Origin of the sequence: Streptomyces sp. NBC_00028, assembly GCF_045041065.1 — a bacterium.
Lineage (GTDB): Bacteria > Actinomycetota > Actinomycetes > Streptomycetales > Streptomycetaceae > Streptomyces.
Window position 1 is genome coordinate 1,235,401 of the sequence record NZ_CP108293.1, and the last position, 25,516, is coordinate 1,260,916.

24 protein-coding genes and 1 pseudogene are annotated in these 25,516 nt (G+C 71.5%); 13 read left to right on the forward strand and 12 right to left on the reverse strand.

Going from position 1 to position 25,516, the window contains the following annotated elements; translation table 11 throughout:
- Positions 1 to 6 precede the first annotated feature (6 nt).
- Complete coding sequence (locus OG885_RS05490; RefSeq protein ID WP_405726861.1) at positions 7 to 765, forward strand: GntR family transcriptional regulator; 759 nt, start codon at positions 7 to 9, stop codon at positions 763 to 765.
- 61 nt (positions 766 to 826) lie between these two features.
- On the opposite strand, the gene OG885_RS05495 is transcribed toward OG885_RS05490, so the two are convergent.
- Positions 827 to 1,558, reverse strand: a complete 732-nt coding sequence (locus tag OG885_RS05495) for a methyltransferase domain-containing protein (protein WP_405726864.1) — start codon at positions 1,556 to 1,558, stop codon at positions 827 to 829.
- Positions 1,559 to 1,663: 105 nt separating this feature from the next.
- Here OG885_RS05495 and OG885_RS05500 point away from each other — a divergent pair, with 105 nt between their 5' ends.
- Entirely contained in the window at positions 1,664 to 2,062 is a 399-nt protein-coding gene (locus OG885_RS05500; protein WP_399954647.1) for a nuclear transport factor 2 family protein, read from the forward strand.
- Between the two features lie 49 nt (positions 2,063 to 2,111).
- Here the strand turns inward: OG885_RS05500 and OG885_RS05505 are convergent, their stop codons facing one another.
- The 5 genes from OG885_RS05505 to OG885_RS05525 all read right to left on the reverse strand — a co-directional run bounded on the left by OG885_RS05505 (position 2,112) and on the right by OG885_RS05525 (position 8,219).
- The gene (locus tag OG885_RS05505) at positions 2,112 to 4,016 is read right to left on the reverse strand and encodes a hypothetical protein (RefSeq protein WP_405726868.1); all 1,905 of its coding nucleotides are present in this window, start codon (positions 4,014 to 4,016) and stop codon (positions 2,112 to 2,114) included.
- Between the two features lie 224 nt (positions 4,017 to 4,240).
- Positions 4,241 to 5,005: an SDR family NAD(P)-dependent oxidoreductase gene (locus tag OG885_RS05510; protein WP_405726871.1), complete on the reverse strand. Its 765-nt coding sequence runs from the start codon at positions 5,003 to 5,005 to the stop codon at positions 4,241 to 4,243.
- Complete coding sequence (hisD, locus tag OG885_RS05515; protein ID WP_405726874.1) at positions 5,002 to 6,303, reverse strand: histidinol dehydrogenase; 1,302 nt, start codon at positions 6,301 to 6,303, stop codon at positions 5,002 to 5,004. Before hisD ends, OG885_RS05510 begins: the two co-directional genes overlap by 4 nt.
- Positions 6,304 to 6,330: 27 nt before the next feature.
- Positions 6,331 to 7,266, reverse strand: a complete 936-nt coding sequence (locus tag OG885_RS05520; RefSeq protein WP_405726877.1) for a VOC family protein — start codon at positions 7,264 to 7,266, stop codon at positions 6,331 to 6,333.
- On the reverse strand, positions 7,263 to 8,219 hold the full coding sequence (locus OG885_RS05525; protein WP_405726880.1) for a fumarylacetoacetate hydrolase family protein: 957 nt from the start codon (positions 8,217 to 8,219) through the stop codon (positions 7,263 to 7,265). Before OG885_RS05525 ends, OG885_RS05520 begins: the two co-directional genes overlap by 4 nt.
- Positions 8,220 to 8,449: 230 nt before the next feature.
- Between OG885_RS05525 and OG885_RS05530 the strand changes: the two genes are divergently transcribed.
- The 8 genes from OG885_RS05530 to OG885_RS05565 all read left to right on the forward strand — a co-directional run bounded on the left by OG885_RS05530 (position 8,450) and on the right by OG885_RS05565 (position 16,118).
- Positions 8,450 to 8,746 carry an antibiotic biosynthesis monooxygenase family protein gene (locus tag OG885_RS05530; RefSeq protein WP_405726883.1) on the forward strand — a complete coding sequence of 99 codons (297 nt, stop codon included), beginning with the start codon at positions 8,450 to 8,452 and terminating at the stop codon, positions 8,744 to 8,746.
- 33 nt (positions 8,747 to 8,779) lie between these two features.
- A complete protein-coding gene (locus OG885_RS05535) occupies positions 8,780 to 9,904 on the forward strand; it encodes an FAD-dependent monooxygenase (RefSeq protein WP_405726886.1) in 1,125 nt (374 codons plus the stop codon).
- Positions 9,901 to 10,905 (forward strand): amidohydrolase family protein, encoded by a 1,005-nt coding sequence (locus tag OG885_RS05540; RefSeq protein ID WP_405726889.1) that lies wholly within the window; start codon positions 9,901 to 9,903, stop codon positions 10,903 to 10,905. The genes OG885_RS05535 and OG885_RS05540 overlap by 4 nt, the downstream gene beginning before the upstream one ends.
- A complete protein-coding gene (locus OG885_RS05545; RefSeq protein WP_405726891.1) occupies positions 10,902 to 11,870 on the forward strand; it encodes a cyclase family protein in 969 nt (322 codons plus the stop codon). Before OG885_RS05540 ends, OG885_RS05545 begins: the two co-directional genes overlap by 4 nt.
- Before the next feature lie 8 nt (positions 11,871 to 11,878).
- A complete protein-coding gene (locus tag OG885_RS05550; protein WP_405726894.1) occupies positions 11,879 to 13,237 on the forward strand; it encodes an FAD-binding oxidoreductase in 1,359 nt (452 codons plus the stop codon).
- Between the two features lie 3 nt (positions 13,238 to 13,240).
- Positions 13,241 to 14,191 (forward strand): fumarylacetoacetate hydrolase family protein, encoded by a 951-nt coding sequence (locus OG885_RS05555; RefSeq protein WP_405726897.1) that lies wholly within the window; start codon positions 13,241 to 13,243, stop codon positions 14,189 to 14,191.
- A 142-nt stretch (positions 14,192 to 14,333) separates the two neighbouring features.
- Entirely contained in the window at positions 14,334 to 15,302 is a 969-nt protein-coding gene (locus OG885_RS05560; protein ID WP_405726900.1) for a LysR family transcriptional regulator, read from the forward strand.
- 39 nt (positions 15,303 to 15,341) lie between these two features.
- On the forward strand, positions 15,342 to 16,118 hold the full coding sequence (locus OG885_RS05565; RefSeq protein WP_405726903.1) for an SDR family NAD(P)-dependent oxidoreductase: 777 nt from the start codon (positions 15,342 to 15,344) through the stop codon (positions 16,116 to 16,118).
- A gap of 51 nt (positions 16,119 to 16,169) precedes the next feature.
- Here OG885_RS05565 and OG885_RS05570 read toward each other — a convergent pair whose 3' ends face one another.
- From OG885_RS05570 to OG885_RS05585, 4 genes are all read right to left on the reverse strand, one after another.
- Positions 16,170 to 17,687, reverse strand: a complete 1,518-nt coding sequence (locus OG885_RS05570; RefSeq protein WP_405726906.1) for an MFS transporter — start codon at positions 17,685 to 17,687, stop codon at positions 16,170 to 16,172.
- Positions 17,684 to 18,100, reverse strand: coding sequence for a VOC family protein (locus tag OG885_RS05575; protein ID WP_405726909.1), 417 nt, complete (start codon positions 18,098 to 18,100; stop codon positions 17,684 to 17,686). Before OG885_RS05575 ends, OG885_RS05570 begins: the two co-directional genes overlap by 4 nt.
- Before the next feature lies 1 nt (position 18,101).
- Complete coding sequence (locus tag OG885_RS05580) at positions 18,102 to 18,872, reverse strand: SDR family NAD(P)-dependent oxidoreductase (RefSeq protein ID WP_405726912.1); 771 nt, start codon at positions 18,870 to 18,872, stop codon at positions 18,102 to 18,104.
- Between the two features lie 125 nt (positions 18,873 to 18,997).
- Positions 18,998 to 19,336 (reverse strand): alcohol dehydrogenase catalytic domain-containing protein, encoded by a 339-nt coding sequence (locus tag OG885_RS05585; RefSeq protein WP_405726916.1) that lies wholly within the window; start codon positions 19,334 to 19,336, stop codon positions 18,998 to 19,000.
- Between the two features lie 125 nt (positions 19,337 to 19,461).
- Here OG885_RS05585 and OG885_RS05590 point away from each other — a divergent pair, with 125 nt between their 5' ends.
- The 3 genes and pseudogenes from OG885_RS05590 to OG885_RS05600 form a co-directional block, all read left to right on the forward strand.
- The gene (locus tag OG885_RS05590; protein ID WP_405726919.1) at positions 19,462 to 20,286 is read left to right on the forward strand and encodes a class I SAM-dependent methyltransferase; all 825 of its coding nucleotides are present in this window, start codon (positions 19,462 to 19,464) and stop codon (positions 20,284 to 20,286) included.
- A 238-nt stretch (positions 20,287 to 20,524) separates the two neighbouring features.
- Entirely contained in the window at positions 20,525 to 21,655 is a 1,131-nt protein-coding gene (gene rho / locus OG885_RS05595) for a transcription termination factor Rho (RefSeq protein ID WP_405726922.1), read from the forward strand.
- Positions 21,656 to 21,790: 135 nt separating this feature from the next.
- Positions 21,791 to 22,675, forward strand: a pseudogene (locus tag OG885_RS05600) (D-alanyl-D-alanine carboxypeptidase family protein); the annotation flags it as partial.
- Between the two features lie 11 nt (positions 22,676 to 22,686).
- Here OG885_RS05600 and OG885_RS05605 read toward each other — a convergent pair.
- Together OG885_RS05605 and mptB are read right to left on the reverse strand one after the other, a co-directional pair.
- A complete protein-coding gene (locus tag OG885_RS05605; RefSeq protein WP_405726925.1) occupies positions 22,687 to 24,078 on the reverse strand; it encodes a glycosyltransferase 87 family protein in 1,392 nt (463 codons plus the stop codon).
- Positions 24,075 to 25,460 carry a polyprenol phosphomannose-dependent alpha 1,6 mannosyltransferase MptB gene (mptB, locus tag OG885_RS05610; protein WP_405726928.1) on the reverse strand — a complete coding sequence of 462 codons (1,386 nt, stop codon included), beginning with the start codon at positions 25,458 to 25,460 and terminating at the stop codon, positions 24,075 to 24,077. Before mptB ends, OG885_RS05605 begins: the two co-directional genes overlap by 4 nt.
- Positions 25,461 to 25,516: the final 56 nt, after the last annotated feature.

Consider the following 25,516-nt stretch of genomic DNA (forward strand, 5'->3'; position numbering starts at 1 on the left):
CGCGGCATGGCCCGCACCACCCCGCACGAGGACCAACCGCTGTACTGGAGGATCGCCACGCAGTTGCTCGGTGAACTGCGCGACGGAACCGTCCCGCCCGGTGAACGGCTGCCGGGCGAGCGGCGGTTGGCGGAGCACTTCGGAGTCAGCAGAGAGACCGTACGGCAGGCCCTCGAGGTGCTGCGGCGCAGCGGTCTGGTCTCCACCGACCGGCGCGGCAGCCATGCCGCGCTGCCGTCCGAGCCGGTCCGGACGCCGTCCGCGCTCGCGTTCCCGGTCGGCGCCGCGCACACCCGCACCGCCGACCGCGCCACCGTCACCTGGGAGACCCCGCCACCCGAGCACGCCGAGGCGCTGGGGCTCGCCCCGCACCGGCCGACCCTGGTGCACCGCTACGAGTCGGCCGGCACCGCGGGCCGCCGTACGGCCGTGACGTCCTTCTCCGCGGTGGCGCTGGCCGAGGTCGAGGAGCTGGGCCGCTACCGGGACCGGGCCGACGGCACCACCGCGGCCCAGCTGGGGCGGGCGTACGACTGGATGCGACGGGCGGGGCTGACCCTGCACCACCGCGACTCCATCACCCCGCTCGCGGACACGCCGTCGGTCCGGGTGACCCGGCGGGTGCACGACCAGTACGCCCGCCCGCTGGAGATCACCGACCTGGTGCTGGACGCCCAACAGGACGCGCTGGTCTACGAGTTCACCCTGCCCGCCGACGGGAGCACAAGCGCACCACCGACCCCGCCGGGTCCAGTCCCTCGGTGACCGGATCGGCGGGGAACCGGACGTGGAGGGGCCCACCCCTCCCTGCGACCGGCCCCGGCCCTCAGTGCGGCAGGCTCGCCACCACCATGCGCACCCGCGGGCTTCCGTCGCCGCGCCGCCCGAACTCCGGCAGCGCCTCCAGGTCGACACGGAACCCGGCGGCCTCCAGTTCCCGGCGCACCTCCCCCAGCCGGAAGGCCCGGTAGTACATGACGAACGGAGGCCGCCACAGCGCGTTGCGCACCCGCATGACCAGGTCGAAGCCCAGCAGCATCCAGTAGCCGAGGGACAGGGGGCGGGGCGGAGCGACCACCGGGAAGACGAAGCGGCCACCCGGCCGCAGCACGGAGCGGACCTGGCCGAAGAGCCCCGGAAGCTCGCGCGGCAGGAAGTGCCCGAAGGCCCCGAAGCTGACGACGAGGTCGAAGGCGGGGCCGAACGGCAGGGCCCGGACGTCCCCGCGCACCCAGTCGACCCGCGGACCGGCGCCGGAGGGCCGTACACGGTCGCGTGCCACGGCCAGCATCCCCGCACTGAAGTCAACACCGGTGACGCTCACCCGGCAGACCCGCGCGAGCACCTCCACGCCGGCACCCGTGCCGCAGCACAGATCGAGGCCGGCGTCGAAGCGTCCGTCGCGGGCCAGCGCCTTCGCGACGGAGTCCAGCACGGAGTCGGGGGTGCGGAAGGGCGTGTGGTCGAACTTCGGGGCGAGCAGGTCGTAGCCGTGTTCCACGGACGACAGGGCCTGGACGACGAGTTCGCGCAGGCTCGGGCCTTCGGGGCTGAACATCGCGTCAGCTTAGGCGAGCACCGGCCTGCCCCCATGGACATGCCGTCGATCGGGGTCTAGCCTCATCCACACCTAATCAATAAATTGACTATGAGATGAGGTCGGATGCGCGCTTTCCGTGAGGCCGTCGAGGCATGGGACTTCGATGCCGTCGAGGCGCTGCTGGCGGAGGACGTGGTGTTCACCAGCCCGGTGGTCTTCAAGCCGTACCCGGGCAAGGCGATCACGGCCGCGATCCTGCGCGGGGTGTCACGGGTCTTCGAGGACTTCCGCTACGTCCGTGAGATCGAGGGCACGGACGGCGAGAACCACGCGCTCGTCTTCACCGCGCGGGTCGGCGACCGCGAGCTCACCGGCTGCGACTTCCTGCATGTGAACGAGGACGGTCTGATCGACGAGTTCATGGTCATGGTCCGCCCGCTCTCGGGCGCCCAGGCCCTGGCGGAGGCCATGGGCGCCCAGTTCGAACAGATCGAGAAGGAGGCCCGGGCGCGGCTGACGTGACGGCCGCGCCCGCTCCGCCTTCCTAGCCTTCCTAGCCTTCCTAGCCTTCCTAGGCGACGGTGAGCGTGATGGCGCCGGTGTACGTCCGGCCCGGTGCGACGGTCGTGGCCGAGCCGTCGACCGTCACGGTGAGGGTCTTGCCGCGCGGCGCCTTGACCGCGGCGTCGGCGGCGACGGTGAGGGCGGTGACGTACGACGTTCCGGTGACCGTCCAGGTGGAGCCGCTGCCCAGCGACACCACGACGCCGTTGTTGACGGCCGGCTGGACGGTGTTGGTCACGATGCCCAGCTCGTAGAACGTCGAGGCGTCGATCGTCGGGACGCGGTGCTTGGTCCGGGTGGCGGAGATGACGCCCTCGACGGTGGTGTCCTCGAAGGTGAGGACCATGTTCTTGCCCTTGCGCATGCCGTTGTAGAAGTCGCCCTTCAGCTTGATGGAGGTGAAGGTGGCGGCGCCGTCGGTGGAGTGGGCGGTCGTGACGTCGAAGGCGGAGTCCGCCGTCGGGTCGGTCGTGGGTTCGGTGTAGACGCCGGTGTTGAGCATCTTGCCGTCGGTCATGACCGGACCCGGGTCGTCCAGCTCGATCATCTGGAGGATGATCCCGTCCGCCGGATTGAGCCTCGCCCCCTCGGAACCGTCGACGGTGATCGCGGTCTGCTGGCCCTTGTTGAGGAAGGTGGCGCGCTCGGAGTTGACGACCGTGCCGCCGTCGAGGGTCAGGGTGCCTGCGCCGAAGAACATGTAGCCGAAGTGGCCCGAGTTCACGACGGTGTTGGTGACCGGGATGGTCTTCAACTCGGCGCTGGACAGCCCCAGTTCGAGTTCGTCGTTGAGTGCGGCCACGGCGGCCCGGGTGCTGTCGCCGTAGTGCACGACGGCGGCCGGGCCCGCGATGATCGTCGCGTAGGAGCCGACGTCGAACCGGGAGCCCAGGACCCGTACGGTCGCGTCGCCGATGGCGTAGGTGCCGTAGCCGTAGTCGCCGGTGTTGCCGATGTGGCTGCCCAGCACGGTCAGCTTCAGCGCCTTGCCGCCCTCGACCGACAGGGCACCCCAGGTCTCCGAGAAGACGGTGGAGTTGATGTACGTCGCCTTGGTGCCCGCCCCGATGAGGTTGGTGGCGCGGACGTTGCCGTCCAGGCCCAGCATCCACGGCACGGACTGCATGTACGGGGTCTCGACGGTGGCCTGGTAGTCGGCCGGAAGGACGCCGTTGCGGGCGCGGAGGCGGGAGTTCTTCACGACCACGTTGGCGCCGTCGTTGGCGATGACGGTCGTACGGACCACGCCCTTGGTGTCGATCCGGGCGCCGTCCACCACCAGCTTGGTGCCGGAGCCGTCACCGACGACCGCGGCGCCGTAGCCGGCGAAGTCGCAACGGCCTTTGCCGGTCAGGGAGATGGTCGGGTTCTGAAGCGTGTAGGCGGCGTCCTGGACGAACACGCCGTCGAAGCACTCGCCCGTCGAGGTGATCGACACGCTCTTCGCGAGGGTGTCGGTGAGCTTGCCGCCCTGCACGGCGGTCAGGACGGACTTGTCGCGGTCGACTCCGTCGGCGTCGACGTACACGGCCTGCCGGAAGGGGAAGGTGAGGGTCTCGTACGTGATGTCGTTGGCCTCTGCGACCGTGAGGACGACGTCACCGCGGTAGGTGCCGGCCTGGATCAGGGTCGCGGTGCCGCCCGTCTCGGTCAGGAGCTGGCCGGTCTCGACGCCGTCGACGGTCAGGGAGAGGCTGTAGCCGTCGGGGGCGGCGAGGATGCCGCCCTCGGCGACGGACAGCTCGGTCACGCGGGTGGTGGTGGAGAGTTCGTACGTCTCCCCCGCACCGACCGTGATCTTCTTGCCGGTCGTCGACTTCGTACCGGCCGAGGCGGTGGCCGTCGGGAGCAGGACGGCGCCGGCCGTGGCCGTACCGGCGATCAGGACCGAGCGTCGGGTGATCAGCGTCATTGCTTGCCTTCCGAGGGTTCGAGTGCGCCGTCGCGCAGCGTGATGGCCCACCGTCGGCAGATGGTCACGACGGACTGGGCGAGGGCACCTTGCGGTGCGCTGGAAGGAGTGAAGCAGCCTGCCCCAACAGGCAATAGGGGCCGTGCGGAGACATCCTTGAACCCGATGCCTCGGATCGCACGGCCCACTTCATGGCGATTACACAGGGTGGCGACAGACGCCGGTCAGGCGGGCGCGACCATTCCCGCCGACAGGTCGAGGTCGGCTCCGCAGAGGCCGGGCATGGCCAGCATCGCCACCAGAGCCTGAGCGACCTCGTGCTCCTCCACCAGCCGGCCGAGCGCGGCCCGGGAGGCGAAGTCGCGTTCGGCCTCCTCGACCGTGCAGCCGGTGAGTTCGGCCGTGAGGCGGAAATTGCGGTCCATGCGCGGGCCGCGAACAGGGCCTGGGGAGAGGGAGTTGACCGCGACGCCCCGCGCCCCCACCTCCCCTGCCAGGGTGCGGGTCAGGCCGAGCAGCGCCATCTTGGAGGCGGTGTACGGGGTGCGGTTCAGGAGCGGCCGTTTCCCGCTGACCGAGGCGACGTTGACGATGTCGCCCCGGCCTGCCTCGATCATCGGCGGCAGGAAGGCGCGGCACATGAGGTAGACGCCGCGGACGTTGGCGGCGAACACGTCGTCCCACTCGTCCGGCGCGATGTCGACGAGCGGCTTGACCGGGCCCGCGACGCCAGCGTTGTTGACGAGCAACGACACGTCCTCATCGGCGAGTTCGTCGGCCAGGGCGCGCACGGAGTCCGGGTCGGAGACATCGCATACGGCCGTCCGCGCGGCCTCACCCACTTGCTCGGCAGCCTCCTTCAGTGCCCGCTCATTGCGCCCCGCGAGCACGATCCGGGTGGCCCCGGCGTCCGCGAGGGCGCGCGCGAACGCCCGCCCCAACGGCCCTCCCCCGCCGGTGACGAGGGCGGTACGCCCGTGCAGGCTCACTCGGTGTTCCAGGGCAGCGCGTCACCGGCGGCCTTCGCGGCCCGTACGTCGCCGGAGCGGGCGTGCCCCTCGAAGAGCTCCACCCGGGAAGCGCGCCCGCACAGCCGTCCGAGCAGCGCCTGCGACCCGGTGTCGGTGACCTCCTGGTACGTCACCGTCTTGAGGTACTTCCCCACCCACAGCCCACCGGTGTAGCGGGCCGCGCCCCGGGTCGGCAGCACGTGGTTGGTGCCGATGACCTTGTCGCCGAAGGAGACACAGGTGCCCTCGCCTAGGAACAGGGCGCCGTACTGGGTCATGCGCTCCAGGGCGAGTCGCGGCTCGGCCGTCAGCACCTCGACGTGCTCGAAGGCGAACTCGTCTGCCAGTGCGTACAGTTCGTCGATCGTGTCGACGACGTGCACCTGGCCGTGGTCGCGCCAGGCGGGTTCCGCGTAGTCACGGGTCGGCATGCCGGGCAGGATGCGTTCCACCTCGGCGATCGTCCGCTCGGCGACCTCGCGGGAGGTGGTGATGAGGACGGCCGGGGAGTCGGGGCCGTGCTCGGCCTGCGAGAGGAGGTCGACCGCGCAGACGAACGGGTCGGCGTCGTCGTCGGCGAGCACGAGGATCTCGGTGGGCCCGGCGAACAGGTCGATGCCGATCTCCCCGAACAACTGCCGCTTGGCCTCGGCGACATAGGCGTTGCCGGGCCCGGCGATCAGGTTCACGGGCTGCATGGAATCGGTCCCGACGGCCATCGCCGCGACGGCCTGGACCCCGCCGAGGAGCCAGATCTCGTCGGCGCCTGCGAGATGCATCGCGGCGACCGTCGCGGCCGGTATCTCCCCGCGGATCGGCGGCGTGCACGCGACGACCCGGGGCACGCCCGCGACCTTGGCGGTGACGATGGTCATGTGGGCGGAGGCGGTGAGCGGGTAACGGCCGCCCGGGATGTAGGCGCCGGCCGCCTGCACGGGGATGTGCTTCTGGCCGAGCCGCACGCCTGGCAGGGTCTCCACCTCGAACTCCCCCATGGAGTCCAGCTGACGGCGGGCGAAGGCGCGGACCTGGTCCTGCACGAACCGGATGTCGGCGATGACCTGTTGCGGCACCGACGCGACGATCTTCTCCACCTCCTCGGCGGAGAGCCGGAAGGAGCCGGGGCTCCAGTTGTCGAACTTCTCGGAGTACTCCCGCACGGCGTCGTCGCCGCGCTCGCGGATGTCCGCGATGACGCCCTCGACGGTGTCGCGCACCTGGTCGAGGGAGGCGGCCACCTCGGCCTTGGGGACGGCGTGCTTCAGGATCTCTGCCACAACTGCGGCCTTTCTGCTGTCGGTTGGTCAGACGGGCGGGGCCACGAAGAGCACGTCGGGGTCGTTGAACTGCTCCTTGGCGACCGACTCGCTCATCGGGTCGGCGGTGCCCCACTGGTCCTGGGTGATCGGGTCGTCCACGTCATGGCGGCCGGGGTGCCACAGGTCCTCTTCGAGGACGGCCAGTTCGGTGGTGTACTCCACGGTGTTGCCGTGCGGGTCGTGGAAGTAGGAGAAGGTGTTGTCGCCCGCGAGATGCCGTCCCGGCCCCCAGGTGAGCCGGGTCCCGGCGCGCAGCGCGCGTCCGGTGCCGCGCATGTACTCCTCGACGCCGCGCATCTCGAACGAGGCGTGGTGCAGGGAGACATGGGGGCCGCGGGCGATGGCGAAGGAGTGGTGCAGGGGGCTGCACCGCAGGAAGTACATGAGGTCGCCCATGTGCGTGGAGTACAGGGTGTCGGTGAGCCGGAAGCCGAGGTGCTCGACGTAGAAGTCCCTGAGGCCTTCCGGGTCCTGGGAGTTGACCACGCAGTGCGAGAGCCGTACGGGGATCGCCTCGCGCTCCTCGATTTTCCGGTGGGCGCGGATGGCGACGTCGGCGGACACCTCCACGACCCGGCCGTCCGGGTCGAAGAACCGGAAGCCGTAGCCGCCGCCCGGCGTGTCCAACACCCCCGGCTCACCGATGAGTCGGACCCCGGCGCGGCCGAGCCGGACATGGAGTTCGTCCACGGCGGCCGGTGACACGGCTCCGAAGGCGACCAGGTCCATCCGCTTCCGCCGGTCCTCGCGGATGCGGACGACGTACTGCTCGGGGCTCCCCTCCGCGGCGAAGAAGGCGATCCCGCTGTCGCCCGCGACCTCCGTCAGCCCCCAGGTGCCGCCGTAGAAGGCACGCTGTTTCGCGAAGTCCGGTACGGCCAGGTCGACATGGCGCAGATGGGTGATGGGCTGGAAGCTCATGCGTGGCTCCTGACGGTGTTGCGCTGGTGGCCGAGGCCCGTGATCTCCGCCTCGACGACGTCACCGGGGGTGAGGAAGACGCCCCAGTGGGCGCCGTTGCCGGCCGGTGAGCCGGTGAGCAGCAGGTCGCCGGGGCGCAGGGTGGTGGTCGTGGAGACGTAGGCGATCAGCCGGGGAATGTCGAAGATCATGTCCTTGGTCGACTCGTCCTGCCGGACGACTCCGTTGTGGCGCAGGGTGATCCGCAGGTCGGCGGGGTCGCCGACGAAGGCCGCCGGGACCAGGAAGGGGCCGGTCGGCAGGAAGGTGTCGGCGTTCTTGGCGGTGAACCAGTCGGTGCCGATGGCCTTGAGGTCGGGCCGGTAGAGGCGGTCGCGGGTGGTGAGGTCGTTGCAGATCGTGTAGGCGGCGACGTACGCCATGGCCTCGTCGGCGGGGATGTTCCGGCCCGACTTCCCTATGACGAGGGCGAGTTCGAGCTCCCAGTCGTGCTGCTCGCCGAGCGCGGGCAGGACGATGTCGTCGTAGGGGCCGCACATCGCGCGCGGCGAGCCGAGGAAGACGTACGGCACGCCATGACGTATCCGCTCGTCCATCATCTGCTCGGCGTCGGCGCGGGCCTCCTCGGGGGTGGCGCCGTGCACGCTCTCCTTCTCGGCGGCCACCAGATCGACCACGTGCTTGCGGTAGTTGGCGCCGCTCTGCAGGATCTGGCCCGGCTCGATCGGGGCGAGGACCTCCAGGTCGGCGAGGTCGTGCCAGGTGCCGTCGGTCAGATCACCGAGGCGGGGCAGCCACCGGTCCCAGTCCTCGACCAGGGCCCTGACGGAAGGGACCAGGTCGGAGAGGTCGCGTACGCGGGCGCCGGTGACCAGGCCGGGGAAGGGCTCGGCGGCGCTACGGAAGGTGCCGAGGGCGAAGGGTCCGGCGTGGGTGGGAAGGGGATCGGGCACGGGCGCTCTCCTCGTAGGGGTGGGGGCGGCTCGGCTTCGACGCTAGGCACCTGGGACGCGCGGCGGAAATGGCCGTTCACGATGCCTGCCATCACCGGCCCGTCTCCGCGCTGAGCTGCGCCTCCATCGCCGTACGGGATGCATGACGTCCCCCTTGCCGATGCCTCGATCCGTTGACCGCGCACACCCCGCCGACCAGGCTCGGAGCACCCCTGAAGCAAGGAGTTCACGTGGTTGTCGAGCATGCCCGGCTGACCGTCGAGGCCGGCCGGGAGGAGGAGTTCCAGGAGGTCTTCGGCAAGGCGCGGCTGGTGCTGGCCGAGGCCGAAGGATTCCGGTGGGCCGAGTTGCTGCGCTGCGAGGAACGACCGCGGGTGTTCCTGCTGCTGGTCGGCTGGGAGTCCGTCGAGGCCCATATGACGGGCTTCCGGGAGTCCGAGCGGTTCCAGCGGTGGCGGGCCCTGGTCGGACCGTTCTTCGCCGAGCCGCCGGCCGTCGCGCACTACCACCAAGTCAGCCCGCGCTGACCCCGTCCTTTCCTACGTTCGCAAGGATCCCCCATGCCCGTACACAAGGTGCTCGTCGTCGGCGGCGGCATCACCGGAAGCGTGCTGTCCCTGGCGCTCGCCCAGCGCGGCGCCGACGTCGAGCTCGTCGAGATCTCGCCCCAGTGGTTCGGGGTGGGACACGGCATCACCGTGCAGGGCAACGCGCTCAAGGCGCTGCGCTCGGTGGGGGTGCTGGAGCGGGTGCTGCGGCGGGCGGTGCCCTTCGACATCATGCGGCTGCGCCGGGCCGACGGCGGGCTGATCGTCCAGCTGGACACCCCGCACACGGGCGGCCCCGACCTGCCGTCGACGGCCGGTGCCCTGCGCTCCGACCTCCAGAACGCGCTGTGCGACGCCGTGTACGACCATGGCGTCACCGTCCGGCTGGGCCTGAGCGTCGAGCGGCTCGACCAGTCAGCCGACCATGTGGACGTCACCTTCACGGACGGCTCGACGGGGCGCTACGACCTGGTGGTGGGCGCCGACGGCATCAACTCGGCGATGCGCGGCCTCATCGGCATCGGGACGAAGCCCCACCCCGTCGGGATGTCCATCTTCCGCGTCGTCGGACACCGCCCGCCTGAGATGGACTGCGCCGAGGTGTACTACGGCGGCCCCCGCTTCAAGGCCGGCTACAGCCCCATCTCCCCCGACCAGTGCTACGCCTACCTCCTCGACGAGAACCTGGACGCCTCCCTCGTCGGCCCGCGCGCCCCGCTGGGCCTGCTGCGCGAGCGGGGCGCCGGATACGGCGGCCTGTGGGGCGAGGTCATCGCCTCGCTGCCGGACGACACGGCGGTGGACTACCGCTGGATCGAGGCGGTCCTCGTCGACGAGCCCTGGCACCGGGGCCGGGTGATGGTCGTCGGCGACGCCGCCCACGCCTGTCCGCCGCTGATCGCGCAGGGCGCCGCGATGTGCATGGAGGACGCGGTGCTGCTCGCGGAGCTGGTCACCGGGGACCAGCCGGTGGAGCGGGCCCTGGGCGAGTTCATGTCCCGGCGGCTGCCCCGGGTGCGGATGGTCCTGGAGAACTCGTTGCGCCTCGCCGAGTGGGAGATTCACCCGGGCACACCGGGCGCCGACCCCGCCCGCATCATGTCGGAGACCCTCCAGTCGCTGACGGCGGCCGCATGAGCACCCCGGTCGTCGACTTCCACGGCCATCTCGCGGTCCCCGCCGCCGACGCCCTGGTGGCCGGCACGCCGGGGCTCGCCGCCGAGCTGGCGGCGGAGCAGCGCGCCCACTCCCCCGAGTCGCTGGCGGTGAACCGGGCTCAACTCCAGAGGCTTTCCCGGCGGTTGACGGACGTCGGGGCACGCCTCGCCGACCTCGACGCGATGGGCGTCGACGTCCAGGTGGTCGGCCCGATGCCGATGCACCACTACTGGGCCGACCCGGACCTGGCCCTCGGCCTCGCCCGCACCACCAACGAGGCCGTCGCCGCGCACTGCGCCGAGGCCCCGGACCGGCTGTACGGGCTCGGCACGATCCCCCTCCAGCACCCCGACCTGGCGGTCGCCCTCCTCGACCGGGCCGTCACCGAACACGGCCTGTACGGGGTCAGCGTGTCCACGACCGTCGACGGACGCGAACTCGCCGACCCCGTCCACGACCTCGTGTGGCACAAGGCCGAGGAGCTCGGCGCGGTCGTGTTCGTGCACCCGTGGGGCTGCTCCCTCGGCGCCCGGCTCGCCACCCACTACCTGGGCAACACGGTCGGCCAGCCGGTCGAGACCGCGGTCGCCCTCTCCCGTCTGATCTTCACCGGCGTCCTGGACCGCTTCCCCCGACTGAAGCTGGTCGCCGCGCACGGTGGCGGCTATCTGCCGACGTACATCGGCCGTTCCGACCACGCGTGGCGGGTACGGCGGGACGCGCGCGGCTGTGCCGAGCCGCCCAGCGCCTATCTGCGGCGCATGTGGTTCGACGCCCTCGTCTACACCCCGCGCGCCCTGCGTCACCTGGTCGAGGAGGTGGGCGCCGACCGGGTCGTCCTCGGCACCGACCACCCCTTCGACATGGGCGTCGACGACCCGGTGGCCCGCCTCGACGCCGCCGGACTCGCCCCGGCCGACCGTGCCGCCGTCGCCGGGGGCAACGCCCTCGACCTGCTGCTGAAAGGACGTACGCGATGACCCTGGGACCGATCGAGGAGGAGCTGGCCAAAGCCCGTGCGGCTTACCGGAATTGGGGGCGTTGGGGCGAGGACGACGTGCTCGGCACGCTCAACTTCATCGACGACGCGATCCGCGCCCACGCGGCCGGTCTGGTGCGGCGCGGGCGGCCCTTCTCCCTCGCGCTGGAGTTCAACGAGGACGGTCCGCAGCGCGGCTTCCGCGGCCGGATCAACCCGGTCCACTACATGAAGGACACCGGCTCCGACGCGGCGGCCGGGACGCAGGGCTTCCCGCACGGCTTCGGCGGCGCCGACGACCATGTCGTGATGCCCCTTCAGGCGTCCACGCAATGGGACGGGTTGGGCCACATCTACGACAACAAGCGGGCCTGGAACGGCCGTCCGTGCACCATCGTCAACGGCGACGGGGACTCCGTCACCGGCATCGAGCACATGCGGGACGCCTTCACGGGCCGCGGTGTCCTGCTCGACGTGGGCCGCGCGGTCGGCGACGCGAACGGCGAACTCCCGGACGGCTTCGCCATCCTGGAGGAGCATCTGCGCGCCACCATCGAGGCGCAGGGCGCCACCTCCACGGTCCGCCGCGGCGACCTGGTCCTCGTCCGCACCGGCCAGCTCGGCCGGGTGCGACGGCTCGGCGGCTGGGGCACCTACGCGGCCGGTGACGCGCCCGGCCTGTCCTTCACCACCCTCGGCTGGCTGCACCGCACCGAGATCGCCGCGATCGCCTCCGACACCTGGGGCCTTGAGGTCCGCCCGTACGAGTTCGCCGAGCCGGCGATGTCCCCGCTGCACCAGATCGCGATCCCCAACATGGGCCTGCCGCTGGGCGAGATGTGGGACCTGGAAGCACTCGCCGAGGACTGCGCGGCCGACGGTGTCCACGAGTTCCTGCTGGTCGCCGCCCCGCTGCCGGTGACCGGCGCGGTGGGCGCGCCCGTCAACCCGATCGCCGTGAAGTGAGGACGAACATGTTCACCGGGACGCTCCACCTCCCCGACGACCCCGACTTCGAGGAGATCTGCCTCGGCCGCGTCTTCAACGCCCGCCGCCCCACCGACCGACTGCCCGCCGCCGTCCTCGAAGCGCACACCGAGCAGGACGTCGTCGAGGGCGTACGGCTCGCGCTGGAACGCGGCTGGCAGGTCGCCGTCCGCTCCGGCGGCCACAGCTGGGCCGCCTGGTCGGTGCGCCGCAACGCGCTGCTGATCGACCTCGGGAACTTCCGCGAGATGGCGTACGACCCGCCCACCGGGATCGTGACGGCGACGCCCAGCGTCAAGGGCGGTGACGAACTCAACCCGTACCTCGGCGAGTTCGGCCGCTTCTTCAACGGCGGCCACTGCCCCTCCGTCGGCATCGGCGGCTTCCTGCTCCAGGGCGGGCAGGGCTGGAACGCGCGCGGCTGGGGCTGGGCGGCGGAGAACATCGTCGCGATCGACGTCGTCACCGCCGAGGGCGAGCTGGTGCGCGCCGACGAGACGCGCAACAGCGACCTCTACTGGGCGGCCCGCGGCGCCGGGCCCGGCTTCTTCGGCGTGGTCACCCGCTTCCATCTGCGCACCCGCCCCCTGCCGGGGCATCTGGCCCACACCGTGCACGCCTACCCCCTGGACCTCTTCGACGAGGTCATGACCTGGCTGCACGGCATGCATCACACGGTCTCCGACCTGGTGGAGATCGTCGCCCTCACCCAGACCCCGCCCGACCTGGCCGAGCCGGTGCTGCTGGTGACGGGTGTATCGATGACGGACACCCTGGAGGAGGCCGCCGAGGCCCTCGCCCCCTTGCACGCCAACCCGTACGCGGACCGTGCGCTGTTCCGCGTCGAGGCCCAACCGACCACGTTCGCCGAGCAGTTGGCGGGCCAGCGCACCGCCAACCCCGAGGGCCACCGCTACCTGGTCGACAACGCCTGGCTGACCGGCGCCGCGGAGGACGTCGTCCCGGCGATCCGCAAGGCGTTCACCGAGCACCCCACCCGGCAGACCTTCACCATCTGGTTCTCCATGGCACCGCTCCGCCCGCTCCCCGACATGGCCTTCTCCTTGCAGTCGGAGATCTACTGCGCCACCTACGTCGTCCACGACGAGCCCGAGCGCGACGCGGAGCTGCGCACCTGGCTGGACGGGGCGATGGCGGCCATGCGACCGGTGACCGCGGGCCAGTACCTCGGCGACTCCGACTTCACCGTGCGGCAGTTGAGGTTCATGGGCGACGCCCAGTGGCGCCGGCTCCAGGAGATCCGGGCCGCACGCGACCCGAAGGACCTCTTCGCCGGCTATCTGAGCGCCGGGACCGTCACCAACACCAACCACTGGGAGCAGTGAGCGATGCGTTTCGCGACATACGAGCACGAGGGCGTGGAGCACGCCGGTGTGGTGCGGGACGGGGTGGTCCATCCGCTGCCGGTGAGCGTGCTGGAGCTGATAGAGGGCGAGGCACTGCACAGCGTGGGCGCTGAAGCTCTGCTCCGGCCAAGTGAGTTGACGGTCGATCAGGTGCGTCTCCTGCCTCCTCTCAAGCCGCCGTCCATCCGGGACTTCGTCGGCTTCGAGGCGCACATCGAGGGCGTGTCGAAGTCGCTGGACGGGCTTGAGCACGTACCGGAGGAGTGGTACCGGGCGCCCGCGTTCTACTTCACCAACCCGCACGCGGGGTACGGTCCGCACGACGACGTGCCGATCCCCGCCGGGTGCTCGGTGCTCGACTTCGAGCTGGAGGTCGGCGCGGTGATCGGCCGCGCCGGCCGTGATCTCACACCGGAGCAGGCCCAAGAGCACATCGTGGGCTACCTGGTCTTCAACGACTGGTCGGCGCGGGACCTCCAGAAGCCGGAGAAGCAGCTGGGGCTCGGCTTCTCCAAGGGCAAGGACTTCGCCAACACGCTCGGCCCGTATCTGGTCACCGCCGACGAGGTGGCGGACCGACGGGACGCCGACGGGTTCCTCGACCTGGAGATGACGGTCACCCTCAACGGGGAGCTCATCGGCCGGGACAGCCTCGCCCATATGTCCTGGACCTTCGAGGAGATGGTCGCCTACGCCTCCCGGGACGCCTGGGTGTGCCCCGGGGACGTCCTCGGGTCCGGCACCTGTGGCTGGGGCGCGCTCGCGGAGTTCTGGGGGCGCCTCGGAGAACGGACGCCGCCGCCGCTGAAGCCGGGCGACGAGGTGACGCTGACCGTGGAGCGGCTGGGCACGCTCAGCAACCGGATCGTGCCCGGCCGCTCGGACGCGTATCTGCCACGGGCTCGCGAGCGCGGCCGGACGCCGCGCCCCTAGCCAACGGCTGACCTGCACGTATTCACCGCTCACATGGTTCTTATCGCATCCCTGTGAGTTCGCCCCCGAGCTCTTCCTCGGGGGCGGAGCGTTGTCTACGCTCCGGAACCAGGCTTCAAAGACGCGGCCGGAAGGGGCATCCGTGGGACTCGGAGCGATCGATCTCAATCTTCTGGTGGCACTGGAAGCACTCCTGGAGGAGAAGAACGTCACGCACGCCGGTGTGCGCCTGTCCACCAGCCAGTCCGCGATGAGCGGCTCGCTGGCCCGGCTGCGCCGGCACTTCAACGACGAGCTGCTGGTGCGGGTGGGCCGTGAGTACGAGCTGACCCCGCTGGCCGAGCGGCTGCTGCCCGTCGTGCAGTCCTCCCTGCACAAGGCGGAGGAGGCCCTGTCGCTGACCCGGCACTTCGACCCGACCCGCAGCCGGCAGCGGTTCTCGGTGGTGATGTCCGACTATGTGATGACGGTCCTCGTGGAGCCCCTGCTGCGGGTCATCGCCGAGGAGGCGCCGGGGGTCCGTATCGACTTCCACCCGATCGTCGTCGGGCAGCTGGAGACCGAGACGCATCTGCGCTGCCACGACCTGATGATCGTGCCGCTCGGCTACCAGTTGCCGGGGGTCAGCGAGACCGTGATGCACGACCGGTTCGTGTGTCTGGTCGACCCCGACAACCCCCGACTGGTGGACGGCCGGCTCACTCTGCGCGACCTGGCGGAGATGCCGCACGCGGCGTGCGCCATCGGCAAGCTGACGCCAGCCGACCGCCAGCTGGAGACCCTCGGCATCACCCCGAAGGTGCAGGTCAGCACGCCCGGCTTCAATGTGCTGCCGTTCCTGGTCGGCGGCACCGATCTGGTCACTCTCGTGCCCGAGCGGCTGGCCCGGCGCTACGAGTCCTTCGCGCGCTGTGCCGTCGTACCGACGCCGTTCCCGGACGTACCGCTGGTGGAGGCCATGTACTGGCACCACAACCGGCACTCCGACCCGGCGCATCGCTGGCTGCGGGAGACCGTCCGGCGGATCGGCGCCTCGCTGTGCGAGGAGATCGCCGCCGCGGATGACAGCCATGGTGAACACGCGTTTCCGGAGCTGACCGTCGCTTCCTAGCGTGGACGGGAGACATCCCGAACCATCGCAGGAGGAGCCGTGAGCCGTACGCGTCTTCAGGGCCGTACCGTCGTCGTCACCGGAGCCGCACAGGGCCAGGGAGCCGCGGAGGTGACGGCGGCCGCCCGGGCCGGCGCCGCGGTCGTCGCGACCGACGTCCTGGACGAGCCGGGCGAGAAGCTCGCCGCGGCCCTGCGCGCCGACGGCCTCGACGTCCGCTACCACCATCTGGACGTGTCCTCACCGGACGACTGGGCCGCCCTCAGGGGCGGCCTCGACGTCGTGCACGGGCTGGTGAACAACGCGGGCATCCCGATGCGGGCCCGCCTCGGCGAGGTCGACCTCGCCGACTGGGAGAGGGCGTTCGCGGTCAACACCACGGGCGCCCTTCTCGGCATCCAGGCCCTGACCCCGCTGATGCCGGTGGGCTCCGCGATCGTCAACGTCGGCTCAGTGGCCGGGCTCACCGCGCACCACGCGGTCGCCTACACGGCCAGCAAGTGGGCCCTGCGCGGACTGTCCAAGGTGGCGGCGCTGGAGCTGGCGCCCCGCGGCATCCGCACCAATGTCATCCACCCCGGCTACATCGAGACGCCCCTGATGGCCACCGCGAACCCGGTGTTCGTCCAGGCCCATCTCGCGATGACCCCGCAAGGACGCCCCGGCAGGGTCGACGAGGTGGCGCCGCTGGTCGTCTATCTGCTGTCGGACGAGTCGTCGTACGTGAACGGCGCGGAGATCACGGTCGACGGCGGGTACGCGGCGCACGGCGGGGTGAAGGCGATCACGAACGCTCTGGACGCGCCGGGCGCGTGACACAAGAAGGGGCCGGGGCTTGTCGCCCCGGCCCTTTTCGCTGTCTGTCGGTCAGACGGCCGCGGGCTGCACCGCCGCGTCGACCGTCGAGCGGGAGGTGTTCTTGCGGACCAGCAGCAGGGTGACCACCGCGCCGAGCAGGGAGGCGCAGCCGCAGATGACCACGCCGACGGCCATGCCGTGGGCGAGGGCGTCCTGGGCGGCGGCGCGGGCGCTGTCGCTGCCGGCGTTGACGACGGCCAGCGGTCCTGCCGCCGCCTCCATGCCGGCGTCCGCTCCGGACAGCTTGCCCACCAGCGCCGAGGACGCGAGGCTCATCGCGACCGTGCTGATCACGGCCGGGCCGAGACCCTGGCCGAACTCGCGGACCAGGCTGGTCGCGCCGGAGGCCATGCCGGTCATGTTGAGCGGTACGGCGTTGACGGCGGCGGAGGTCAGCGAGGACACCACGCAGATGAAGCCGATGCCGAGCAGCAGCACCGGGCCGATGAAGGCGGCCAGGGAGGTGGTGGTGATGGGCAGGGCGGCGATCCAGAACTGACCGGCGGCCATCGGCAGCAGTCCGCCGACCAGCAGCAGGCGCGGCTCCACCCGTGTGAGCATCCTGCTCAGCACGGGCGCGAGGAGCAGCGGGATGAGCTGGAGGATCACGAACGGCATGCCGGCCTTGAGCGCGCTGAGGTGCATGACCGCGCCGAGCCGGATGGACACGCAGTAGGCGGTGCCGATGAAGCCGAACATGCCGGCCAGCGCCACCACGGCCGCCGCCGCGAACGACGGGATCTTCAGCAGGTCGAAGTTGAACATCGGCGAGTCGGCGCGCTTCTCCACGACGACGAAGGCGGCCAGGGCCACCGCGGCGACGGAGAGGGTGCCGACGATCGCCGGGCTGCTCCAGCCGCGCTCGCCGCCCTCGATGATGCCCCAGAGCAGAGCGGTCAGGCCGACGGCGACGGTGATCTGGCCGGGCCAGTCGAGGGCGCGGCCCTCGGGGGCCTTGGAGTCGGTGACCAGGAACCAGCTGGAGACGCCGACGATCAGTCCGAGGACGACCGGGGGTACGAACGCCCAGCGGAAGTCGGCGACGGTGGCGAGCACACCGGACGACAGCGGGCCGACGGCCGAGGCGAGGGAAATGCTCAGCGCCCAGGTGGAGACGGCCTTCGCCCGGTCCTTCTCGTCCGGGGTGGCCGCCGCGATCACCGCGAGGGAGCTGGGGAAGAGCGCGGCGGCACCGATACCGGCCAGGGCCTGGCCGATCCACAGCATCTCGATGTTCCGGGAGGTCGCGTTCAGCAGCTCACCGAGCGCGAGGACGAATCCACCGAGCACCAGAAGCCTTTTACGGCCGAACAGGTCTCCCACCACACCGAAATTCAGTTCAAGAATCGCGGTGGGCAGAATGAAGGCGGAGGTCACCCACGCCACCTGAGAACCGGAGGCGCCGAATGCGGCCTGTATTTCGCCGTTGATGGGCGAGGGCACGGTAATACACAGCTGTGCGGCGGCCACGGCCAGACAGCAGGCTATGAGGGTTCCCCTGTCGAGTCTTTTCAGCACGCTTGTCATTCCGTACTCCGTCGCTCTATGAGTTCGATGAGATTTCCCTCGGGGTCGGTGACCCAGGCCATGCGCACTCCGGGCTCGGGGGACGGTCCCGGTGCGACGGCCTCGCCCGCTCCATGAGCCACCAGGGCCGCGTGGACGGGGTCGAGTTCAGGGGTGGTGACCGCGAAGTGGCCGTATCCCTCGGTGAGGACGGCGGTGATCGGGTCGGGGGCCTTGAGGCCCGGTCGGGAGTCCGCGCGGGCCAGCAGTTCGAGGCGCCAGCCGTGCGGATGCTCCAGGACGACGCCGCTGAGGCCGGGGCCTTCGAGGTGGAACTCGAAGACGGTCTTCAGCCCCAACGCACCCTTGTACCAGGCGGTTTGGGCGTCGAGATCCCGTACGTTGACGCCCACGTGGTCGAAGCGCACGTCCACGTCAGCCCGCCATCGCGCTGTCGCCGCCGTCGACCATGAGGTTCGCGCCGTTGACGAAGGCCGCCTCGTCGGAGCAGAGGAAGGCGGCGGCCCGCGCGATGTCCTCCGGCTCACCGACCCGGCCGACCGGGATCCGCGCCTCCAGCTGGGCCCTCGGGCCGTCCGGGTCGTCGAGGAAGGGCGCGGTGGCCGAGGTCCGGGTCATGCCGGGGGCGATGGTGTTGACGCGGATGCGATGGGGGGCGCCGGCCGCGCACAGGTGCTTGCTCATCGCCAGCACCCCGCCCTTGGCGGCGCCGTGCGGCACCATCGGCATGAACGGGGCGCCGCGTACGGCGGCCACCGACGCCACGTTGAGGACGGCGCCCCCGCCGCGGGCGATCAGGTGCGGCCAGGCGGCCTGGGTGCAGAGGTACGGGATGTCGAGCTCGTTCTTGATGGTGAAGTACCAGTCGTCGGCCGGCATCGTCTCGAACGGGCCGTTCCGCAGCGCGGAGGCGTTGTTGTAAAGGATGTCGATCCCGCCGAAGACCTCGATCCCGGCGTCGATCCACTCCCGCGCCCCGGCCTCGGTGGACAGGTCGACGGGGGCGAGGGAGCGCATGACTCCCCCGGCCTTCTCGACCGTTTCCACGGTTTCGGCCGCGCCGTCCTCGTCAATGTCACAGCCGAATACCAGCGCGCCCTCAGCCGCGAATACCTGAGCGGCCGCGCGGCCGATTCCGGCTCCCGTTCCGCTGATGAAGGCGATTTTTCCCGCCAGTCGACCCATGATTGTCCAAGCCCCTTGTTCCGTCCCGCCGAAGTGCGGTGGTGGCAGCGTAGGGAGGGGGTTTGGCCAGAACAAGAAATGCGTCGGCGAATCGCCATCGGGGGTTCGTATGGCTGGTATGCGGCTCAGCCGGCCGGCAGCGACCGCAGGGCCTCGGCAAAGCCCGTCGGGTGCGTGATGTTGCCGTTGTGTCCGCCGGGGAGATGCGCGAGGGGCTCGGGGGCGACGTCGTCGGCGTCCGGGATCACGGCCAAGTCGGCGACGTCCAGGGCGCACAACGCGGCGAAGCCGCCGCCCTCCCCGAACCCCACGACCCGGCTTCCCACCTGAGGCCCGTCGCCGTTCGCCGCGGCCCGCACCACGACGCCGGCCGAGTCGAAGCCGATCACCTGGCCGGGCTCGCCGTGCTCGGCGAAGTACAGCTCGGCGGCGTTGAGGGAGGTGTGCCGTACCTCCACGAGCACTTGGTCCGGCCCGGGTTCCGGGTCGGGCGCCTAGCCCGGCCGCACATGGGCCGTACGCCCACCCAACCCCGGCCGATCCGGACTTCTTCCCCCCGTTCCCCGCCCGTTCGGGGTTGGATGGCGTCATGACCACCGACGAGCACGCGCGGTTCATGCGGGCCAACCAGGCGAACTGGGATGCCCGCACGCCCGTCCATGTCGCCAGCCGCTTCTACGGGCTCGACGAGGATCTGGACCCCGCCCGCTGGTTCGCCGGTTTCGAGTGGGACGACCTCGGTGAGCTCTCCGGCCGCGACGTGCTCCACCTCCAGTGCCATCTGGGCACGGAGACGATCGCTTTCGCCCGGCGCGGTGCCCGCGCGACCGGCCTCGACTTCTCCGCGGCGTCGGTGGCGGCGGCACGGGACATCGCGGCGAAGGCGGGCGCCGACATCGACTACGTCCAGGCCGACGTGTACGACGCCGTGGAGGCCCTGGAGGGGCGGCGGTTCGACGTCGTCTACACCGGCAAGGGCGCACTGTGCTATCTGCCCGACCTGGCGCGGTGGGCGGATGTGGTCCGTCAACTCCTGTGGCCGGGAGGGCGGTTGTACCTCGTCGAGTTCCATCCCCTCCTCAACTCCCTGGGCCCCAAGCCCGGCCCGGGCGAAGGCCCCGAACTGCTGCTGCGCCACGACTACCTGGGCGGCGGAGCCGTGCACCGGGACGCGACTCACACGTACACCGACGGCCCGGCCGTCGAGGGGGCCACGGACAGTTACGAGTGGATGCACGGAATAAGCGAGGTCCTCAACGCGTTGGTGGGAGCAGGACTGACCGTCCGGCGCCTCACCGAGAGCGACGAGCTGCCATGGCCGCGCTGGCCGCACATGGAGCGCACGGGGTCCGGCTGGTGGCGTCTGCCCGAGCCGCGCATCCCGCTTCTCTACGGACTCCTCGCCACCCGCTGAACCGGCGTGGTACGGTCCTGCTAGCACTTGTGTACGCCCAGTCGTGGGCGCCGGTGCCAGTTCTCTCCACAGTTCGCCGGTCGTCGTACCGGCCTCTCCTCACCGCATCGTCGTGATCGCCAGATCCGCCGTTCGGTTTCCCGCCGCTCGAAGGCGCTGTGTCCGCCTTCCCTCTCGTTCGCGGCCCCTCTCCCTTCCGCATGCCTCATGCCGTACGTCCGTGAAAGGACCCACCACCATGACCACCACTCTCGAACACCCCACGCTCCAGCAGCAGGAGCCCCCGGTCCGCGCCGTCACCGGCGTCCTCGACATCGACGCGAGCGGCAAGGGTCACCTGCGCTCCGCTGACCTGCTGTCCCAGCCCGCCGACCTCCAGGTCTCCCCCGCGCTGATCCGCCGTCACGGCCTGCGCAAGGGCGACCTCGTCGACGGCGTCCGCGGCACCCAGCGCACCCTCACCGAGGTCGCCCGGGTCAACGGCCGCACCCCCGACAAGAACCGTCGCCGCTTCGGCGACCTGACCCCGCTTCACCCCCGTGAGCGCATCCGCCTCGAACACCCCGCGTCCGGCCTGACCGGCCGCGTCACCGACCTCCTCGCCCCCGTCGGCAAGGGGCAGCGCGGGCTGATCGTGGCGCCGCCGAAGACCGGCAAGACGGTGCTGCTCCAGCAGATCGCGGCGGCCGTCGCCGGCAACCACCCCGAGTGCCGTCTCATGGTGGTGCTCCTCGACGAACGCCCCGAGGAGGTCACCGACATGCGGCGCTCCGTGCGCGGTGAGGTGTACGCCTCCACCTTCGACCGGACGCCCAAGCAGCACATCGCCCTCGCCGAGCTCGTCATCGAGCGGGCCAAGCGGCTCGTCGAGGCGGGCGAGGACGTCGTGATCCTGCTCGACTCCCTGACCCGGCTGTGCCGGGCCCACAACAACGCGGCCGCCGCCGGTGGCCGCACGCTCAGCGGTGGCGTGGACGCGACCGCGCTGATCGGCCCGAAGCGCTTCTTCGGCGCCGCCCGGCTGGCCGAGGAGGGCGGCTCGCTCACCATCCTGGCCACCGCCCTGGTGGAGACCGGTTCCCGTGCCGACGACTTCTTCTTCGAGGAGCTCAAGAGCACCGGCAACATGGAGCTCCGCCTCGACCGTGAACTCGCCGCCCGCCGAGTCTTCCCGGCCGTGGCCGTCAATCCCTCCGGCACCCGCCGCGAGGAACTCCTCCTGCCCCCGGCCGAGTTGACCGCCGCCCGCGGCCTGCGCCGGGCCCTGCGGGACAAGGACGGCCTGGAGACCCTCCTGTCCCGGATGCGCGAGACCCCGGACAACGCCACGTTCCTGCACCGCATCCAGCCGACGCTGCCCACGGCCTGACGCACCGTCGCCTCGTCCGGCCGCCGTCGGCCATGGCCTCACAGCCACCGGGGCCATCCCCCGTCCGGGTGCTCGCGTGCCCCGTCCCGGCCCGGGCAGCGCGGTAGACCGCCGGTCCGTTTCTACGTTTGCAGTATGACCATCGGATTTCCTTCCCGGGCTGTCGCGTCGGCCTGTGCGCTGTGCACGGCGAGTCTGCTCGTGCTCGCCCCCGCCTCGGCCGTCGCGTCCACCGGCTCCGACCCCGACGCGCCCGGCGGACCACAGGCCTCCGCCCCGCAGCCGCGGCTGCTGTACCGGTCCGGCATCCAGGTGCGGCCGCTCCCTGAGGCACCGCGCCTCCCGGACGTCTCCGCGCTCTCCTGGGTCGTGGCCGACGCCGACAGCGGGGAGGTGCTCGCGGCGCACGACGCGCATCGCAGGCTGCCGCCGGCCAGCACGCTCAAGACGCTGTTCGCGCTGACGGTGCTGCCGCTGCTGCCCGGGGGGATCCGGCACCGGGTCGGCGACGACGAGCTGGCGGACGTCGGCGAGGGCAGCAGTCTGGTCGGGGTACGCGAGCGCCAGACGTACCAGGTCGCCGACCTGTGGCGCGGGGTCTTCCTCAACTCCGGCAACGACGCCGTGCACGTCCTGGCCGGACTCAGCGGCGGCTGGCACTCCACGGCCACCCGCATGCAGGCCAAGGCCCGGGCGCTGGGCGCCCTCGACACGCATGTGCGCTCCCCCGACGGGTACGACACGCCTGGCCAGGTCTCGTCCGCCTACGATCTCGCCGTGTTCGGGCGGGCGGGGCTGCACAACCCCGACTTCGCACGGTACTGCCGCACGGCCGTGGCCCAGTTCCCCGGGGGCGGCGGCTGGTCGTACGCCATCCAGAACACCAACCGCCTGCTCACCGGCGCCGACGGCGTCGAACCGTACGACGGGCTGATCGGGATCAAGAACGGCTACACCAGCAATGCCGGGAACACCCTGGTCGCCGCCGCGAAGCGGGGCGGGCGCACCCTCGTCGTCACCGTCATGAACCCTCAGGCGGGCGGCGGCTTCGCCGTGTACGAGGAGGCGCGGGAGCTGCTCGACTGGGGGTTCGGCGCGGCCGGGCACGTCGCCGCGGTGGGCTCGCTGGACGCCCTGCGGGCCAGACCGCGCCCCGGACCGGCCCCGTTGCCCGCGGCCGTCGCACCCGTGCCGGACGGCGGGCCCGGCTGGACGCGGGCCGGGGTGGTCGTGGGGTCGTCCGCACTGGGCGCGGCCGTCGTCGCCTTCGCCCTGCGCGGCAGGAGGAAGCGGGCCGCACGCGGCTGACCGGCCGGCAGCCACAGCAGCAGCCCGAGCGTGATCCAGGTGTAGGTGTTGCCGCCGAGGAACCCGTCGACGCCCGACGCGTCGTCGAACCACAGCCAGACCACGCTGGTGCACAGCACCGCGTACAGGGCGCCCGCCACGCGCGGGTGCCCGGCGCGGACCAGCACGGCGAGCGCCGGCAGCAGCCACACCAGGTGGTGCACCCAGGTGATGGGACTGATCAGACAGGCGGTCAGGCCGGTGAGGGCGAAGGCCGCCGACCAGTCGCCGGCGTCGGCCGCCTGGCGCGCGCGGACCGCCCACACCGCCAGGACCAGCAGGACCGCCACCGCCCAGGCCGCCCGGTCCAGCTCCCCGAGGCGGGCCAGAATCCCTTGCAGCGACTGGTTGGAGACATAGTCCAGGCGGCCCACCCTCGTCGTGTCCCACATCGCCTCCGTCCAGTAGAAGCGGGAGGCGTCCGGGGCCACCCAGACCGCCAGCGCGGTGGCCCCGGCGGCGACGGCCGTCGCCACGGCAGCGGCCCTTCGGCGTCCGGCCAGCAGCAGGAGGCCGATGAAGAGGGCCGGGGTGAGCTTGACGGCCGCCGCCAGGCCGATGCCCCACCCCGCCCGGCTCCCCCGGCCGGTCGCCAGCAGCCAGGCGTCCGTCAGCACCAGCGCCAGCAGCGGAAGGTTGACCTGCCCGAAACTGAACGTGTCCCGCAGCGGCTCGAACAGCGCGAGCCCGCAGACGGCGAGGCCGGCGCCGTACCAGCCGAAGCGACGCAGCCGCCGCCCGGCAAGGACCCGTCCGATCCACGCCAGCGCCACCGCGTTGAGCAGCACGGACCCCGCGATCGCGGCGGACAGCGGGAGCAGCGCCATCGGCAGCATCGCGACGGCGGCGAAGGGCGGGTAGGTGAAACCGTAGGTGGTGCCGGGGACCCGGTAGTCGTAGATCCGTCCGCCGTGGTGGACCCAGCTGTCGACAGTGCCGTAGTAGACCCGCAGGTCGAACCAGTCGCGCAGCAGGGGCACGGTCGCGGTGAACGCGCTGACGGCGGTGGCGAGCGCGAGGAGCAGCAGCAGTCGGCCGCGGTCGGTGCGGGGCGGGTTCGTGCGGTACGGGTTCATGCCGTACGACCCCACGCGGGAGCCCGGTCCGCCTGGTGGGCCTGCCACAGGACGACCACGGCGAGCACGCCCCCGGAGACGGCCAGCACCAGCTGTGCCGCGTCGGCGGGACCGCCGCTGGGCAGAGTGGCGAGCGCGAGGACACCGGTCACGGCGGCCACCCGGTGCCGTACGGAGGTCGTGGGCGCCGCGGCGGCGATGAGGAACAGACCCCACAGGGCGTACCAGGGGCGGATCGCCGGGCCGAAGGCCGCCACCGCGGCGAGGCTCAGACCCAGCGCGTACACCGGGCGCGGTCGCAATCGCCACCAGATTCCCGCGACGAGGACGGAGGTGAGCGCGAGCCCGAGTGCGTGCCAGGCCGGTACGGCGAGGGGTGCCAGATCGCTGCCGAGGCGTTCCAGCAGGGCGCCGGTGGCGCGGCCGAGGAGGCTGGTGAGGGCCCAGTTCTGCGGGGAGACGGGCGTGTCGAGGGCGCGTATCCAGCCGTATCCCGTCCCCGCGACGGCGGTCGCGGCGACCGTGGTGGCCGCGGCGGCGAGGGCGGTGGCCAGGACTGCCTTCGCCGGGCGGCGGCCGGTACGCAGCTGAAGCACCACGACCGCGGCGAGCCCGAGGACGGCGGGTGCCTTGACCAGGGCGGCGAGGGTGACCAGTACGGCGCCGACGACCGGCCACCGGCCGAGCGCCGCGACCAGGCCCGCGCCGAGCAACCCGAGCATGATCGCGTCGTTGTGGGCACCCGCGACCAGGTGCAGCAGCACCAGCGGGTTCAGCGCGCCGAGCCAGAGCGCGGCGGCCGGGTCGGCGCCGCTGTGCCGGGCGAGCCGGGGCAGCGCGGCGGCCATCAGCGCCACGCCGCACAGCGCGACGAGCCGCATGCCGAAGAGGCCTGCGGGGAGTTCGCCACGGGTGAGACCCGCCAGGGCGGAGGCCACGGCGAGGAAGACCGGGCCGTACGGTGCGGCGGTGTGCTGCCAGACGGGGGCGACCTCGTCGGCGAGCGGGCCGCCGAGTTGGGCGGGGCCGTGCGCGTACACGTCCATATGGGCGTCGACCATGGCGCCCTGGGCGAGGTAGCTGTAGACGTCGCGGCTGAAGAGGGGTGGGGCGAGGAGGAGGGGGGTCGCCCACAGGGCGAGGACGAGGAGCAGGTCGCGTGGGGCGGGCGGTTCGGGAGTCCTGATCAGACGGCCCAGCATTGCCCAGGCCGCTATGAGCAGGACGACGCCGAAGTAGACGCCGATGAGACCGACGGCCGCGTGGGCCGAGGCGAGGCTGAGGAGGTCCCTCACGGGGAGGGCGCCGGCCGTCTCACCGCCTGCTGCCAGGACGGTGGTTCCGGCCAGGCCGAGTATCTGGCAGCGGCGTAGGTCGACCACGGGGGGAGCGTTGCGCTGTGAGGTGGCCGGAAATTGACGGGGGTGTAGCGGTCGGT